The organism is Burkholderia sp. Leaf177, from assembly GCF_001424345.1.
Taxonomy (GTDB): domain Bacteria; phylum Pseudomonadota; class Gammaproteobacteria; order Burkholderiales; family Burkholderiaceae; genus Caballeronia.
This window is the reverse complement of record NZ_LMPF01000007.1, coordinates 24,367-39,905: the sequence shown is the minus strand read 5'-3', so window position 1 is coordinate 39,905 and position 15,539 is coordinate 24,367. Positions and strand designations below refer to the sequence as shown.

Below are 15,539 nucleotides of genomic sequence, written 5' to 3'. Positions count from 1 at the left end.
ACACTTGGAGCAGTGACGTTTGATGGAGAAGCGCATGCACGCGCCGCAGCCGAACCGACACAAAACGCTCGACGTATCGCCGGTGCTCATTGCAGGCGCCGGTCCAACGGGCCTCGCCGCCGCCATGAGCCTTTCGCGCGCCGGCATTCCCGTGCGTCTTATCGATAAAGCGCCTGAGCCGTTGCCATGGTCGCGCGCCATCGGCATTCAAGCGCGAACGCTCGAGTTATTCGAGCAGCACAGACTGGTTGAACCGTTTCTGGAACTTGGCCACCGGGCGCGAATCGGCAACCTTTATTCGAACGGGCAGCGTCTTACGCAACTCGATTTCGATCCCTTGCAAACGCGTTATCCCTACCTTCTTTTTCTCGATCAATCCGTCACCGAACGCCTGATGACGGAACATCTCGAAACGTTCGACGTGCGCGTTGAGCGCGGCGTCGAGTTGACGCATTTCAATCAGGGATCGGCGGGTCTGGAAACCACGCTGCGCTACGCCAATGGAGCCGAGGAACACTTGCGGCCGTCGTATCTGATTGGAGCCGACGGCGCGCACAGCATGGTGCGTCATGGTTTGAATATCGAGTTCACGGGAAAGACCTTCGAGCAGACTTTCCTGCTCGCCGATCTCCAGGCCGATACCGAATGGCCCGACGACGAATTCCATATTTTTGCATCAGGCGAGGGCATTGCCACGTTGTTCCCCATGGGCGGCGGACGCACGCGTTTGATCGCCGATCAGCGTGTCGCGGCGCAATCCCCGGACGCGCCGGAGAGCCTGCAAAAAAGCGCGGCACCCACGCTCGATGAATGCCGTGAAATCGTCGCGCGCCGCATTCATCATCGGGTGACGGTGTCGAGTCTCGCGTGGTCATCGTATTTCCGGCTGAACAACCGCATGGCGGACCGGATGCGTTCCGGGCGTGTATTTCTCTCAGGCGATGCCGCGCATGTCCACAGTCCGGCCGGCGCGCAAGGCATGAACACGGGCATTCAGGAAGCGCTGAATCTCGGCTGGAAGATCGCGCGGATTCTGGCGGGCGTGGCGCCGGATCGATTGCTCGATACGTATCACACCGAGCGTCATCCTATTGAACGCGAAGTGTTGCGGACATCGAGTTTCATGACGCAGATGGCAGCCGCCGAGCATGGCCCGATGAAGCTGATTCGCGACCACGTGATGCCGGCGTTATCGGCGATTGGTCCTTTACGCGATGCCGCGCGGCGCACGGTCAGCGAGTTGTCGGTGCAGTATCGGAAAAGTCCGTTGACGCTCGATCGCGGGCTCGATGGCGGTCCGCGCGCCGGCGACCGTGCGCCGGATGCGTGGGTGCATGTCGTCGATGGACCGCTCGGACGCGCGCCGGGAGTCGGTTGTCTTTTCGATCTTCACGATCCCGCGTATTTCTCGCTGTTCCTGATGGTGAAGCCATCGGACGAAGATGACATTGCGCTCGCGCCCGCGACGATCACGGTCGCGCACGCGTTGCGCGACAAGGATCTCGATGAACTCGCGAAATCGGTGGAAGAGGCGTTGCCGAACACGGTGCGCGTATGGCGTATCACCGATAAAGGCGATGACGGCGCGCGTTCGTTGACCGAAGCGTACGGGCGCACGCGGCCGTGTTTTTATCTGGTGAGGCCGGATGGGTATATTGCGGCGCGCGGACGCGCACCGTCGGATACGCAGGGCTTGTTGAGGCACTGCGAGATGTGGTTCGGGGCGGGGCGGGAGGAGTGAGGGACTACGATATAACTCGTCGGAAACAGCGTAGGCAATCAGCGGTCTTCTCTCTGACTGAATATACGCACCACGTCAATCTGGTCGAGTTGCAGATCAAAGGCGAAGCGAATCTCGTAACGGCTTACAAATGCTCTGCGAATGTCGTCCGGCGCAAACTGCGGCAACTTGACGGCAAGCCCGGGATTGTTCACAACGAACTCAACACCTTCGATCAGATCGAGAGTGCTTCGGGCCGCAGCGGCCGCGTCGTTCGGCACAAGAAAGTCATACAGGCGTTTCAGATCGTCCAGCGCTTCCTGGGACCACGTAGCATTAAGCGCCACGCTTCGCTTTCGGGAAAGGCAGGGGCTTTTTAGTGTTCAGACTTTCCGCCCAAGTCCGAACGTCCGTGTGCGGAACGCTCGCGCCTGCGCGCAGACTCGCAATGCCCTCACGTGTCAATCGATCCCTCGTGTCTTCCAGTTCGACAAACTGCTCAAGCGCTTTACTTATCAACCAACCCCTTGGCCGATCCAGTCTCTTGGCGATTTCGTCTACGCGTTCTGCTAACGCGTCTTCCACGTGTGCGGTCATCGTGCGCGGCATGAAAGAGCTCCAATCAAAGTTAATCAAAAAGATTATAGCTGATTGAATGTTCAAGACGGCAAAAAAAGGACCGCACTCAGCGGTCCTTCCAGCAACAAAATCCCAACCCCTAAACCGCCACCGCCGGCGTCAGCGCCTCCCGATGCTTAGTCAGCGCCTCCAGCACAATCGGGTGAAGCTTCGCGCTCATCTCGGGATCATCCAGCGTTTCAAGGATCGGCGTGCGCATCCGCGGCGCCCAGTACTTGTGAATATGATTGGCGATGCCATCGAGCGCTTCCTCGCGATCCGGCATCGAATCGAAGAATTCGCCAATCTGGTTTGCCATGTCCATCAGGCTGTTCACATCCATGATTATTTCCCCGATGTAACCGGCAATTCACGCAAGTTCAGAAACTCCAGCTGCTGAACATTGAACGCCGAATAATCCTTCTGCCATTGCGAAGGCTGCTCCACCGGCATTACCTGCACCGCCGTCACCTTGTACTCGGGACAATTCGTGGCCCAATCGGAGGAATCGGTCGTGATCACGTTCGCGCCGGATTCCGGGAAGTGGAAAGTCGTATAAACCACGCCCGGTTGCATGCGCTCGGTGATCTTCGCGCGCAGCACAGTCTGTCCCGCCCGCGATTCGATGCCGACCCAATCGTCCGCCTTGATCCCGCGTTCCTCGGCGTCGTGCGGATGAATCTCCAGCCGGTCCTCGTCGTGCCAGCGCGAATTCTCCGTGCGCCGCGTCTGCGCGCCCACGTTGTACTGCGACAGAATCCGTCCCGTCGTCAGCAGCAGCGGATATTTGCGCGTGACTTTCTCCGGCGTCGCAATGAACTTCGTGATCACGAAGTGTCCCTTGCCGCGCACGAATTCATCGATATGCATGGTCGGCGTGCCATCCGGCGCCTGCGCGTTGCAAGGCCACTGGATGCTGCCGAGTTCATCGAGACGCTTGTACGAAACACCCGTGAACGTCGGCGTAAGGCTTGCGATCTCGTCCATGATCTGCGACGGATGCGTGTAGCCCATTTCATAACCCAGCGCACGCGCGAGCTTGATCGTGACTTCCCAATCGGCGAGACCCGGCAGCGGCGGCATGACTTTGCGGACGCGCGAGATGCGGCGTTCGGCGTTCGTGAACGTGCCGTCCTTTTCGAGGAACGACGAACCCGGCAGGAACACGTGTGCGTACTTGGCGGTTTCGTTCAGGAAAATATCCTGCACGACGATACATTCCATCGACGACAACGCCTTCGACACATGCTGCGTATTCGGATCCGACTGGACGATGTCCTCGCCCTGGCAATACAGGCCGAGGAAACTGCCGTGAACGGCGGCATCGAACATGTTCGGAATGCGCAGGCCCGGTTCCGATTGCAGCTTCACGCTCCACGCTTCTTCGAACAACGCGCGCACAGCCGCGTCGCTGATGTGGCGATAACCCGGCAACTCGTGCGGGAACGAACCCATGTCGCACGAACCTTGCACGTTGTTCTGACCACGCAGCGGATTCACGCCGACGCCTTCGCGGCCGATATTGCCCGTTGCCATCGCGAGATTCGCGATGCCCATCACGGTCGTCGAGCCTTGCGCGTGTTCCGTCACGCCGAGACCGTAATAGATCGCGCCGTTTTCCGCGGCAGCGTAAATGCGCGCGGCTTCGCGCACGGCTTGCGCCGGCACGCCCGTGACTGCTTCCATGGCTTCAGGCGAGTTTTCTTCCAGCGATACGAAATCGCGCCATTGCTGGAACGCGCGCGCCTCGCAGCGCTCGGCAACAAACGCTTCGTCGACCAGACCTTCGGTGACGATCACATGCGCGAGCGAGTTGACCACGGCCACGTTCGTTCCCGGGCGCAGCGCCAGATGATGCGACGCCTTCACGTGCGGCGTATCGACGATATCGATGCGGCGCGGATCCACCACGAGCAATTGCGCGCCTTCACGAACGCGCCGTTTGAGACGCGATGCGAACACCGGATGGCCATCGGTCGGATTCGCGCCGATCACCATGATCACGTCGGCTTTCTCGACCGATGCGAACGTCTGCGTTCCCGCCGATTCACCCAGCGTCGTCTTCAGGCCGTAACCCGTCGGCGAATGGCAAACGCGGGCGCAGGTATCGACGTTGTTGTTGCCGAACGCCGCGCGCACGAGTTTCTGCACGAGGTAGGTTTCCTCGTTCGTGCATCGTGACGACGTAATCCCGCCAATCGAATCCACGCCGTACTTGTCCTGGATGCGGCGGAATTCGCTGGCCGCGTACGAAAGCGCTTCTTCCCAGCTCACTTCGCGCCACGGATCGGTGATCTTCGCGCGGATCATCGGCTTGGTGATACGGTCCTTGTGCGTGGCGTAACCCCAGGCAAAGCGGCCCTTGACGCAGGCGTGGCCGTCGTTTGCATCGCCATTTTTGTTCGGCACCATGCGCACGACCTGACTGCCTTTCATCTCGGCCTTCAGCGAGCAGCCGACGCCGCAATACGCGCATGTGGTCGTGACCGAATGTTCGGGCTGACCCAGCATGATCACGGTTTTTTCCTGCAGCGTCGCGGTCGGGCAAGCCGCCACGCACGCGCCGCACGAGACACATTCCGATTCCATGAACGGCTGGTTTTCGCTGGCCGCCACGCGCGATTCGAAACCGCGTCCCGCGATGGTCAGCGCGAACGTGCCTTGCGTTTCTTCGCACGCGCGCACGCATCGATTACACACGATGCACTTCGACGCGTCGTACGTGAAATACGGATTCGATTCGTCCTTCTTGTCCTTCAGGTGGTTCGCGCCTTCGTAGCCGTAGCGCACTTCGCGCAATCCGACAACGCCGGCCATGTCCTGCAATTCGCAGTCGCCGTTGGCCGGGCAGGTCAGGCAATCGAGCGGGTGATCGGAGATGTACAGCTCCATCACGTTCTTGCGCAGCGACTGCAGCTTGTCCGTTTGCGTGCGCACTTTCATGCCTGCTTCGACAGGCGTCGTGCACGATGCCGGATAACCGCGTTTCCCTTCAATTTCCACGAGGCACAAACGGCACGAACCGAACGGCTCGAGCGAATCGGTCGCGCAGAGTTTCGGCACGTTCACGCCGGCTTCGATGGCCGCGCGCATCACCGACGTTCCGGCCGGAACCGTGACCGGCGTGCCATCGATATCGAGCGTCACGTCAATGTCGGCATGACGCAGCGGCGTGCCGTAGTCGGTATCGTCGAAGGGATCGCGCATCTTGGTCTTGCAGGCGCAATTGCCGGAACCGCAGGAAGAACTGGACATATGAGTGCTCCTTCTTTTAAGCCGCTTTCTGCGACGGCTTGCGCGAAAGACCGAAGTCTTCGGGGAAATGATCGAGGGCGGACATCACCGGATAAGGCGTCATGCCGCCCATCGCGCAAAGCGATCCGGCAAGCATGGTGTCGCAAAGTTCGCGCAGCAGCGTGACCTGTTTCGGCGATGTATCGCCGGCGCGGATCTTTTCGATGACTTCCACGCCGCGCGTCGAACCAATCCGGCACGGCGTGCATTTGCCGCACGATTCGACGGCGCAGAAGTGCATCGCGTACTGGGCGAGGTCGGCAAGGTTCGAGGTGTCGTCGTGAATCACGATACCGCCGTGGCCGACCACCGCGCCGACCGCCGCGTACGCCTCGTAATCCATGGGAATGTCCCACTGGCTTTCGGGCAAATAAGTGCCGAGCGGACCGCCGACTTGCACGGCGCGCGCCGGCCGCCCGGTTGCCGTGCCGCCGCCGTATTCGTAGATCAGTTCGCGCAACGTGACGCCGAACGCCAGTTCCACGAGACCGCCTTGCTTGACGTTTCCGGCGATCTGGAACGGCAGCGTGCCGCGTGAACGGCCCATGCCGAAGTCGCGATAAAACGCCGCGCCCTTTGCAAAAATGATGGGCACGGTCGCGAGCGTAATGACGTTGTTGATCACCGTCGGCTGACCGAACAAACCGACCAGCGCGGGCACTGGCGGCTTCGCGCGCACCACGCCGCGCTTGCCTTCAAGCGACTCCAGCAGCGCGGTTTCCTCGCCGCAGACGTACGAACCCGCGCCCTTGGCGACTTCGAGTTCGAAGACCTTGCCGCTGCCGAGCACGTTCGCGCCGAGCCAGCCGGCTTCGCGCGCTTTATCGATGGCGCGGTTCAGTGTCGTGATCGCGTGCGGATATTCGCTTCGCACATAGATATAGCCTTTCGTCGCGTTCGTCACGATCCCCGCGATGATCATCCCTTCAATCAACATGTACGGATCGCTTTCCATCACGAGCCGGTCGGAGAACGTGCCGGAATCGCCTTCGTCGGCGTTGCAGACCACGTATTTTTGCGGCGCCACGGCGGCGCGGACCGTGCGCCATTTGATGCCGGCCGGGAACGCCGCGCCGCCGCGACCGCGCAAGCCTGATTCGAGCAGCGCTTCGCAGGCGGCGTCGCCATCGGTTTCCAGCGCGCGACGCAAACCTTCCAGGCCGCCGTGGGCGACGTAGTCATCGGTGGAAAACGGGTCCGTGATGCCGATGCGCGCAAACGTCAGGCGTTGCTGTTTGGCGAGCCAGGGAAGGGTATCGACCACGCCGATGCTTTTTTCATGCGCGCCGCCATTGATGAAATCGGCGTCGAAGAGCGCGGGGATATCGTCTTCATCCACGTTCGTATAGCCGATCCGGCCTTCCGCCGTTTCCACTTCCACGAGCGGTTCGAACCACAACATGCCGCGCGAACCGTTACGCACGATCTCGACTTCGATGCCGCGTTTCTGAGCTTCCGAAGCGACAGCCAACGCAACGCGATTGGCGCCGAGCGCCAGCGCCGACGAATCGCAGGGGACGTAGATGCGTGTCATACCAGGTCCTCCGCGCTCGTGTGAACGCGCGCTTCTTCGTAAAGCCGATCGAATTTCTGCGGCGTGACGCGGGCATACAACTCGCCGTTGATCGTCATGGCCGGCGACAACGCGCATTGCCCGAGGCAATACACGGTTTCCAGCTCGGTATCGGGTTGATGACCGGAGTCGAACTTGCAGCCCGTATGTCCTTCGATATGCGCCGCCAACGCCTCCGTTCCCATGCTTTTGCACGCTTCGGCGCGGCAAAGCTGCACGGTCACGCGTGCCGGCGGTTCGGAGCGAAAGTGGTGGTAATAGGTAATCACGCCATGCACTTCAGCGCGCGAAAGCGACATCGCCTGGGCAAGCGGGCCGATGACATCGGCGGGAATATAGCCGGCTTCATCCTGAATCGAATGCAGCACGGCGATCAGCGACGCGCCCGGTTTCAAATGACGCGCAATCCGCGCTTCGGCGGATTCGTGCGGGGTAGTACTGGCAATCTGGCTCATGGGGAGTCTCCGTCGCTCGGCATATGTTTTATAAATGCATATATCGGTCTTATAATCGCTTTACCGAGCCTCTGATATGCAAGATACGAGGCTATCCTGTCGATGGCAATAGGAACAACAACTGCATATGATCGACGTCGAATGCCGGACCGAACTCGTATTGCGCGATGCAGCAGGCCGCGAAGCCAGTCTCAGCGCGGCAGTGCCGCTTTTGCTGCTCGTTTCGCAGACCGGAAGTATTGCGCAGGCAGCATCGGCTAAGGGTTTGTCCTATCGGCACGCGTGGGGCCTGTTGCGCGAAATTGAGACACGGTTGGGCGGCGCGCTGATCACCAAGTCGCGCGGGCGCGGCTCGGTGTTGTCGGAATTGGGCGAAGCCGTATTGCGAGCGCAGCGTTTGTCGAACGAGCGCCTCGATGGTCCGCTTCAAGCGGTAGCGAGCGAAGTAGCCAGCGAGTTGAACCGGCGTTTATCGCGCACGCTCAGCGAGATTCGCATTCACGCGTCGCACGGTTATGCGGTCGCCGCGCTCGTCGGCGCGCTGGCCGCAAAACGAATCCCCGCCGATATCAAATACCGCGAAAGCGCCGAAGCCGTGAGCGCGCTCGCGCGCGGCGAGTGCGAGCTGGCGGGCTTCCATTTGCCGATCGGCGAGTTTCGCGCGAGCTGCGCGGAGATTTATCGGCCATGGCTGGATGCGCAACGGCACGGGCTGATCCATCTGACCCGTCGCACGCAGGGACTGTTTCTGCCGAAGGGCAATCCCAAAGGCATACGCGGTCTGCGCGACCTTGCTCGCGACGACATCCGCTTCGTCAATCGCCAGCCGGGCTCGGGCACACGCATGCTGCTCGACCTGGCGCTACGCCAGATCGGCGTCAATCCGGCGACCATCAATGGCTACGCGACTGCCGAACTGACGCATTCGGCGATTGCCGCGTTTGTGGCGAGCGGCATGGCCGATCTCGGCTTCGGCGTGCAACCGGCCGCGCAGCAGTTCGCGCTCGATTTCATCCCGATCATCGACGAGGATTATCTGTTTGCCTGCGACCGCGAAAAGCTCGCCGATGCCAGTCTTGCCGGCGTGCTCGACGTTCTTCGCAGCGAAGGATTCAAGGGCAGCGTGGCGCAGCTCGAAGGTTATGACCCGCTGCATTGCGGCGCGCTAGTCGATCTCGATGCGGCACTCGGCGGCGGCACGGAGACGTGAGCGAAGACAGCGCGTTTTAAGCTAATGTAATACGCCGATACAAGCGCAAAGGCCGCGCAACCGGCCGAGTGCGGAGCTTGAGTTTAGAATCAGGTTTCGCGGTCAGGAGTTCCGATGGACGCTTTGCCGGAACAACGCCTGACCGAACGTTTAACCGAAGTCTGTTCATCGACTTGCTACTGACTGTACTGCTGCCATGAAACTGCTTTTAAGTGTTGCCGCGTCGATTGCGTTTGTTGCCGGCGCCGTCTCCTTCGTACCCGTTGCGTTTGCGCAGAATTCACCCGGCATTCCGGGCGGCATCCTGCAAGACCAGTTCCGGTTGAAAGAGCATCCGCAAATGCAATTTGCGGCTTCCGCGCCTTCCGACAAGTACCAGAACAAAGAGACGGCCAAGCGTCGCCGCGGCGATCTGGGCGACCCGAACGGTTGCAACCTGCAGTGCCCGAAGGACGAATGATCGGCAACTAGCGCGTTACGACGCGGCCTTTAACGCATGCGGCTTCGCTTGGGCACTGTTGGCGAAGCGTGCGTGCGATGGATCAGCCGCGTTCCTCTCCGGTCGCTGCAATTGCTCGGCAAGGCCGCGACGGCAGCGTGTTAACCCTGCTTCCTTTTTTCGGTTTCCTTTCAGATTTCCCCTCGCTGAGCGCTTCATTTTCCTCAGCGTCTGTTACCACTCATTACCGACCGATTAATGCTACTTGATGGCGGCGTGCACGGCATCCGCTCGGGTATCTTATCGTTGCGTGCGTTGAACGGTCTTTTACGACAGACGCACCAGGATTTCATAAAAAACAATTAATCGAGCCAGCTTGGTGGTCGCACGCATACGAGGCGTGCCGGGAGGGCCACGTGGACAGGCAATGTCCATTTGACGGCATGGGCCAGCAGGATACGCTTTAGAAAGGCGAGGGGAAGATAACCAAATGAGAATTCTTCAAGTCGTTCTTGCACCCCGTTTATCAGGGGCCGAGGTACTCGCGAAAGGCGTGGCGATCGGGCACCAGCAAGGCGGTCACGATGTATGCATTACTTCGCTAATGCCGGAGCACGACGATTTCGAGCACATCAGCGCCGAGTTGCGCGCGAACAATGTCTTGTGCCTGTTTCCGCAGCGTTCGCTCGGCAAGGTCGGACGGCTGCTGTTCCTGCATCGTGCGATCCGCCGCTTCAAACCCGACATCATCTTTGCGCACGCGACCATTCCCGCGCTGTACGTCCGGGCGCTGCCAACACGAGTGCCGATAGTCTGGGTCATGCACTCCGGCGCCAATGACTTCGCGAACAACGCGCTGCTGTTTGCCGAGCGTCTGCTCTCGGGACGGGCGAAGGCGGTGATCGGGGTATCGCAGAAGAATATCGATGATTACGTGAAGGAAGTCGGTTCGCATCCTTCCATGATCGTGGTGCCGAATGGCGTCGATATCTCGCGATTCACGCAAACGAGCGAGCCGTTGCCATCGACGGGAATCAGGCAGATTGTCCAGATCGGCCGGTACATTCCCGAGAAGAACCAGTTGCAGACCGTCCAGGCGTTCGCGCGCGTGGCCGCAGTCGATCCCGATGTGCAGTTGCTGCTATGCGGCGTGATCGAGAATCTGGCGTATCACGCGTCAATCGTGAAACTCGTGGACGATTTGGGATTGAACGATCGCGTGATGATCGTCGGACCGCAGTCCAACGTCGCTGAAATCCTGCGCGAGTCGCGCGCCTTCGCAATGCCTTCGAGTTTCGAGGCGCATAGCATCGGCTTTCTCGAGGCATTGGCGTCGGGGATTCCGGTGGTGGGAAACGCGATTCCGTCGTTCGCGTTCGCGGATAGTTTCGCAGGCGTCGCGCTGCTCGATACCAGCGATGCCGATGCCTACGGCCGCGCGCTGCTCGCCGCGCTGTCCCAGCCGCGCGCGACGCGTCCGCTGAACGGGCTCACGTTGCAAAGCACGGCTGACAGGTATCTCGCGATTGCATCGGATGTGCTCAACCTGCAAGTGCGGATGGGTTGATTTCCAGCGCATTAAAAAACGCGCCGCCGAGGGTATCGGCGGCGCGTTTTTTTATTGCAGATTCCTGAGCCACAGCGACTCGGAAAAGAGCCCCGGCATTTCGCTCCAGATTTGCGCCGGACCCAGCTTCTGCGCGTTGTCGAAGTCATAACCGATCAACATCGGCGCGCCGCCCGTGTAATAAAACGGCCCGAGCTTCGCGTTCGCGCGCTTGAACAGCACGAGGGACGGCCGCTTTTCACGCTGCACGATGTGCGGCAAAGCATCGGCATACGACGCTTCCTTCAGCTTTCCGGCTAGCGCGGGCGCGCCGAGCGTGGCTGCGCGTTTGATCGTCCATACATCGATGTCCGGGCCGTCGCCGCGAGGTTGCAGCAAGACGATGTCATCGGTTCCATTGCCGTCCAGGTCGCCGACGGCCACTTTTGTCATCACCGATGAAAACTGCGGATAGCTATTGCCGCGCAACGTTCCGGCGAACGCGCCGCCTGAACTCGAAATCTGCGTGATGGCCATCGCGTTGTCCACGGTTTCGATTGCGACAAGTCCGGCGCGCGGTGACCCCGATGTACGCACCGGAAGGAAACGCGCATTCGTGCTCATGTCGTGAGCTTGCATCCACAACGCAGGCGCGCGGCCGGTTTTGCCCGCGCTCGCGATCACCCACAAGTTCAGGCCGCCGTCGCCGCGTTTGTGCGCGATCATCACGTCGGCGCGGCTGCTTCCTGTGAAATTACCCGCCACATATTGCTGCGCATTCGCGGGCGTCCATGCCGCGCTCGTCTGATACCAGAGCTTTGGCGCGTCGAAGTGCGTGCCCGTGCTGCGCATCAGCCAGAACGCCGTGCCGCCGTTGCGCGGCGAGATCACCATCAGGTCGTCGCGGCCGTCGCCATCGAAATCACCGAGCAGAAAACGCACGCTGTCAAAGCATAGTGTGTCGGCCGAACAGGTGGGCGCCGTGGCATTTGCGTTGAAGGGAACGGCGTTCAGATACCACGATTCCGCCGTTTCCAGCCGCGACATATCCGCGACCCACACGTTAAAGCCCGGACCGTCCTTGCGGCGCTGAACATAGACCGCGCTCGACCGATGATCTTCGTCATCACCGCCGCGCACGTCGCCGAAGAGCGCGCCTTCCTCGCGGTTATCGGTCCATTGCGTTTTCGCCGATGGCGCCCAGCGCGACTCGGTCGTAAGCCCGGAACAACTGCCGGCCGAAAGCACACCGTTTCGCCCCGCCAGGCAATGGCCGAGCGGCGTGTACACGTAGCCGAAATCCCAGGGCGTCCATTTCTGGGCGGTCTCGGCCGAAGCGGGCGGCGAGCACGCTTCCTCCGTCAACTTGCCGTCGCGTTCGGCGACGCACTGCCGGGTGGTTTCATCGACGAGCTGCGCCGTGTTTTTTGTCCCCGGCGCCGCCGATACCTCCTGCCAATGCCAGTTCTGCGTCGCGGCGCCCGTGCACGCGGCGAGCGTCGGCGCAGCGCCGGCTCCTGCCGACGTCACGCATTGGCTCGAATATTCGTTCACGATCTGCATGGAGCGCGGCTGGAAATCCGGGCCCGGATCGCTCGCATGCGCGCGTGTCCAGTAGCGGCGCGCGACCCAGTTGCCGTCCCATTGATATTCGCCGAAGACATGGCCGCCGTTGTCGTCGCCATCGATGGCGAAATACGACGCTACGTCGTCGCGTTTCTTCTGGGTATCGGCGGCGGCGAGGTTCTTGGGCAGACCGCCGGTCGGATATGTGACGTGATAGCCGATCGGGATATCGCGCCCGAGCCCTTGCGCTGCGATCCGCGTGATGCGCGCGGCGTAGATATGATCCGGATGTTCGATAAACGGCACCGTATCCGGGTTGAGCGTATAGATTTCGGTCGCGGGCGCGAGCATGGCGCGCACCGTCGCGATCAACGCGGAGCGGTCGTATTTGGTCGTATTGGAACCGTCGGCGTTCAACGGATACGTTTCAATGCTCTCGCCCTTGTCCCACAACAAGCCGAGCGGCACACGCCCGCCGCGCACGCCGCCGCCGGGCAGCCGTACTTCGAGCAGCTTCACGCGCGGCTGTTGCCTGAGCAGCATTTGGTGCACAGGTTTGCCGGCGAAATCGACCGTCGACTCGATCCAGTCGTCCGGCACGCCCGCCATGCGTGCGTAGGCGAGTCGCGTGCCTTTTTCGCGGAGTTTGACGTAATCGAAATTCGCGCCGTTCGCGCCGCCGATCAGATGGACCGTGGTCACACACCAGCCGGCCGCGAGCTTGTCGCTGATGCCTGGATTGACGAAGAGCAGGTCATCGTCCAGATGCGCAACGACCGTGATGAGCGAGCCAGCATGGCAATCGGCGGTTGGCGAAGATGTTTGCGCGATGGCTGGCGAGAGCAGGGCGCTGACGGCCCACAGCATGATCGATAAGCACGCAACAGCCAATCTCCGCATGGAACGGCTTTCTTGCATGATTCCCCCGTATGGCATTTTTGTCTGCTGAATCTGTGAATCTGGCAGCTTGAAGTGTAGCGGCGGTACGCTCCGTTGCCGAGCGAACATGGAGTGAGGGAATGGCGGATTGTGGGGAGCCGAAAAGCAAAACCCCGCCATGCCGTTAGGCACGCGGGGTTTTGTTCATCCGGCACGAGACCGGAAGCGATATTGGTGGAGGCGGCGGGAATCGAACCCGCGTCCAGTAGCGCTCTACGACCAGTTCTACATACTTAGTTCTATCGTTTGATTTAACCTGGCGACGCGGACGAACACGCTTCGCTTCGGCGATTCACTAAATTTTCGACCTTGGCGTCGTGACACCGACAAGGCTTATCTGACGTATATGACCTCTCTCGGTATTGCTACCGGTCTTGCGACTCTAGTCCGTCAGTAAACTAGGGAGAGGCAGGCGGCCCTTAGGCTGCCAGTGCGAACGTTTCGTCGTTTGCAGTTACGTTTTTCCCATTGATTTACGAGGTGACGGGTCCTCGGTATGCCCTAGCCGCTTCGCAACCCCTGTCGAAACCAGGTCGCCCCCGAAGCATTGCGTATTATCTCACAGATCGAATCGCCAATCGCGCCGGCGAAAGCAGTCTGAAGGAGACCGCGACGCATTACAGCTACTGCACGTCCCTCAACAACTGCTGCAATTCGATAGTCGTTTCCACCACGTGATCGGCGTGCCAACGCTCAGGCGGCAAGTCCGTGCCGCAGTATCCATACGCTGCCGCCACGGTGACCATGCCGGCGGCGAAGCCCGCCTGGACGTCACGAAGATCGTCGCCCACATAAACGACCTGTTCGGGCTTTTCTTCCATCAGCTCGGCAGCGTGCAACAACGGCGCCGGATGCGGCTTCGAATGCGACGTGGTGTCGCCGCAAACCAGGCACGCGGCCCGTTCGGCCAGACCAAGCAACGCCACGAGCGGTTCGGCCAGCCGCGTGACCTTGTTCGTCACGATGCCCCAGCGCACGCCGCGAGCGTCGAGCTGGTCGAGTAGTTCATCGATACCTGGAAACAATGTGGTTTCAATGCACAGATCCGCTTCATAGTTCGCGAGGAACTCCTCGCGCATGGCGGCGTAATCCGGATGCTCGGGACTAATCTCGAACGCGCCGCCGAGCAAACCGCGCGCGCCCGCCGATGCCAGTGGCCGCAACGTCTCCAGCGGCCGCATTTCCAGCCCTCGGTCGTGGCGCATCTTGTTGACGGCGGCGACCAGGTCGGGTGCGGTATCGGCAATCGTGCCGTCGAGGTCGAACAACACCGCCTGGCATAGCTTCAGCCGGTCCTTGTCCGATTCGTGCTGCGGCAAGGGCGTCGGGTCATCGCTCATGGAAGTCCGTGCTGGTTCTATGACGCTGGGCGGCGCCGGGTCCGCGTCTGTGGAATTCGAGATGTCCTTCGTGCGATCGTTCATGTTCGCTCCCGTCATGCCGCGCGACGGCAGGCCATCAGGTAGTTGATGCTGGTGTCGTCGGAGAGGCCGAAGCGTTTGGCGAGCGGCCGATACGTAATGCCTTTGATCTCGACGATATCTAATTGCGCCGAACGCACATGTTGCGCAAGTTCTGACGGCTTGATGAAACGCGCATAGTCGTGCGTGCCGCGCGGCAGCATCCGGGCGATGTACTCCGCTCCGATCACCGCGAACAGGTAGGCCTTCGCGTTCCGGTTCAACGTGGAGAAGAACACCCAGCCGCCCGGCTTCACCAGCGTGGCGCAAGCCTCGACGATACCCGCGGGATCCGGAACGTGTTCCAGCATTTCCATACAGGTGACGACGTCGTAGCTACCCGGTTCGCGCGCAGCGAGCGCTTCGGCCGCGATTTCCTCGTATTCCACCTCAACGCCGCTTTCCAGGCTGTGCAGGTCGGCCACGCCCAATGCACTCGACGACAGATCCACGCCTTTCACCTTCGCGCCGCGCACAGCCATGGATTCGGAGAGGATCCCTCCGCCGCAACCAATATCCAGCGCGCGTTTGCCGGGCAGGTGCGCAAGGCCATCGATCCAGTCGAGCCGCACCGGGTTCAGCTCATGCAGCGGTTTGAACTCGGCGTTCGGGTCCCACCAGCGATGAGCCAGCTCGCTGAATTTCTGAAGCTCGTGGGGATCGGCGTTGATCATGTGCGGATAGCCTTGGAACAAAAGTCGTGAACAGTCAGGCACCAA

General features: G+C 60.8%; 13 protein-coding genes and 1 other RNA gene. 4 read left to right on the top strand and 10 right to left on the bottom strand.

Features of this window, described 5'->3' with window-relative positions; genetic code table 11:
* Positions 1-34: 34 nt before the first annotated feature.
* Complete coding sequence (locus ASG35_RS09360; protein ID WP_056355968.1) at positions 35-1,741, top strand: FAD-dependent monooxygenase; 1,707 nt, start codon at positions 35-37, stop codon at positions 1,739-1,741.
* Positions 1,742-1,779: 38 nt separating this feature from the next.
* Here the strand turns inward: ASG35_RS09360 and ASG35_RS09355 are convergent, their stop codons facing one another.
* The 6 genes from ASG35_RS09355 to ASG35_RS09330 all read right to left on the bottom strand — a co-directional run bounded on the left by ASG35_RS09355 (position 1,780) and on the right by ASG35_RS09330 (position 7,660).
* Positions 1,780-2,067, bottom strand: coding sequence for a type II toxin-antitoxin system RelE/ParE family toxin (locus tag ASG35_RS09355; protein WP_056355857.1), 288 nt, complete (start codon positions 2,065-2,067; stop codon positions 1,780-1,782).
* Complete coding sequence (locus ASG35_RS09350) at positions 2,057-2,317, bottom strand: CopG family ribbon-helix-helix protein (RefSeq protein ID WP_235527498.1); 261 nt, start codon at positions 2,315-2,317, stop codon at positions 2,057-2,059. The genes ASG35_RS09355 and ASG35_RS09350 overlap by 11 nt, the downstream gene beginning before the upstream one ends.
* 121 nt (positions 2,318-2,438) lie before the next feature.
* On the bottom strand, positions 2,439-2,681 hold the full coding sequence (locus tag ASG35_RS09345) for a formate dehydrogenase subunit delta (RefSeq protein WP_056355854.1): 243 nt from the start codon (positions 2,679-2,681) through the stop codon (positions 2,439-2,441).
* Between the two features lie 2 nt (positions 2,682-2,683).
* Entirely contained in the window at positions 2,684-5,593 is a 2,910-nt protein-coding gene (fdhF, locus tag ASG35_RS09340; protein WP_056355852.1) for a formate dehydrogenase subunit alpha, read from the bottom strand.
* A 16-nt stretch (positions 5,594-5,609) separates the two neighbouring features.
* Entirely contained in the window at positions 5,610-7,166 is a 1,557-nt protein-coding gene (locus ASG35_RS09335; protein WP_056355850.1) for a formate dehydrogenase beta subunit, read from the bottom strand.
* Positions 7,163-7,660 carry an NAD(P)H-dependent oxidoreductase subunit E gene (locus tag ASG35_RS09330; protein ID WP_056355848.1) on the bottom strand — a complete coding sequence of 166 codons (498 nt, stop codon included), beginning with the start codon at positions 7,658-7,660 and terminating at the stop codon, positions 7,163-7,165. The genes ASG35_RS09335 and ASG35_RS09330 overlap by 4 nt, the downstream gene beginning before the upstream one ends.
* Positions 7,661-7,787: 127 nt before the next feature.
* Here ASG35_RS09330 and ASG35_RS09325 point away from each other — a divergent pair, with 127 nt between their 5' ends.
* The 3 genes from ASG35_RS09325 to ASG35_RS09315 all read left to right on the top strand — a co-directional run bounded on the left by ASG35_RS09325 (position 7,788) and on the right by ASG35_RS09315 (position 10,876).
* Positions 7,788-8,870, top strand: coding sequence for a substrate-binding domain-containing protein (locus ASG35_RS09325; RefSeq protein ID WP_056355846.1), 1,083 nt, complete (start codon positions 7,788-7,790; stop codon positions 8,868-8,870).
* A 196-nt stretch (positions 8,871-9,066) separates the two neighbouring features.
* Complete coding sequence (locus tag ASG35_RS09320; protein ID WP_056355844.1) at positions 9,067-9,330, top strand: hypothetical protein; 264 nt, start codon at positions 9,067-9,069, stop codon at positions 9,328-9,330.
* A 469-nt stretch (positions 9,331-9,799) separates the two neighbouring features.
* The gene (locus tag ASG35_RS09315; protein WP_056355841.1) at positions 9,800-10,876 is read left to right on the top strand and encodes a glycosyltransferase family 4 protein; all 1,077 of its coding nucleotides are present in this window, start codon (positions 9,800-9,802) and stop codon (positions 10,874-10,876) included.
* 51 nt (positions 10,877-10,927) lie between these two features.
* On the opposite strand, the gene ASG35_RS09310 is transcribed toward ASG35_RS09315, so the two are convergent.
* The 4 genes from ASG35_RS09310 to ubiG all read right to left on the bottom strand — a co-directional run bounded on the left by ASG35_RS09310 (position 10,928) and on the right by ubiG (position 15,494).
* Complete coding sequence (locus tag ASG35_RS09310; protein WP_235527495.1) at positions 10,928-13,339, bottom strand: PIG-L family deacetylase; 2,412 nt, start codon at positions 13,337-13,339, stop codon at positions 10,928-10,930.
* 193 nt (positions 13,340-13,532) lie between these two features.
* Positions 13,533-13,901: a transfer-messenger RNA gene (gene ssrA, locus ASG35_RS30720) on the bottom strand.
* 82 nt (positions 13,902-13,983) lie between these two features.
* The gene (gene gph, locus ASG35_RS09305) at positions 13,984-14,700 is read right to left on the bottom strand and encodes a phosphoglycolate phosphatase (protein WP_056355967.1); all 717 of its coding nucleotides are present in this window, start codon (positions 14,698-14,700) and stop codon (positions 13,984-13,986) included.
* Between the two features lie 95 nt (positions 14,701-14,795).
* Complete coding sequence (gene ubiG, locus ASG35_RS09300; protein WP_056355838.1) at positions 14,796-15,494, bottom strand: bifunctional 2-polyprenyl-6-hydroxyphenol methylase/3-demethylubiquinol 3-O-methyltransferase UbiG; 699 nt, start codon at positions 15,492-15,494, stop codon at positions 14,796-14,798.
* Positions 15,495-15,539: the final 45 nt, after the last annotated feature.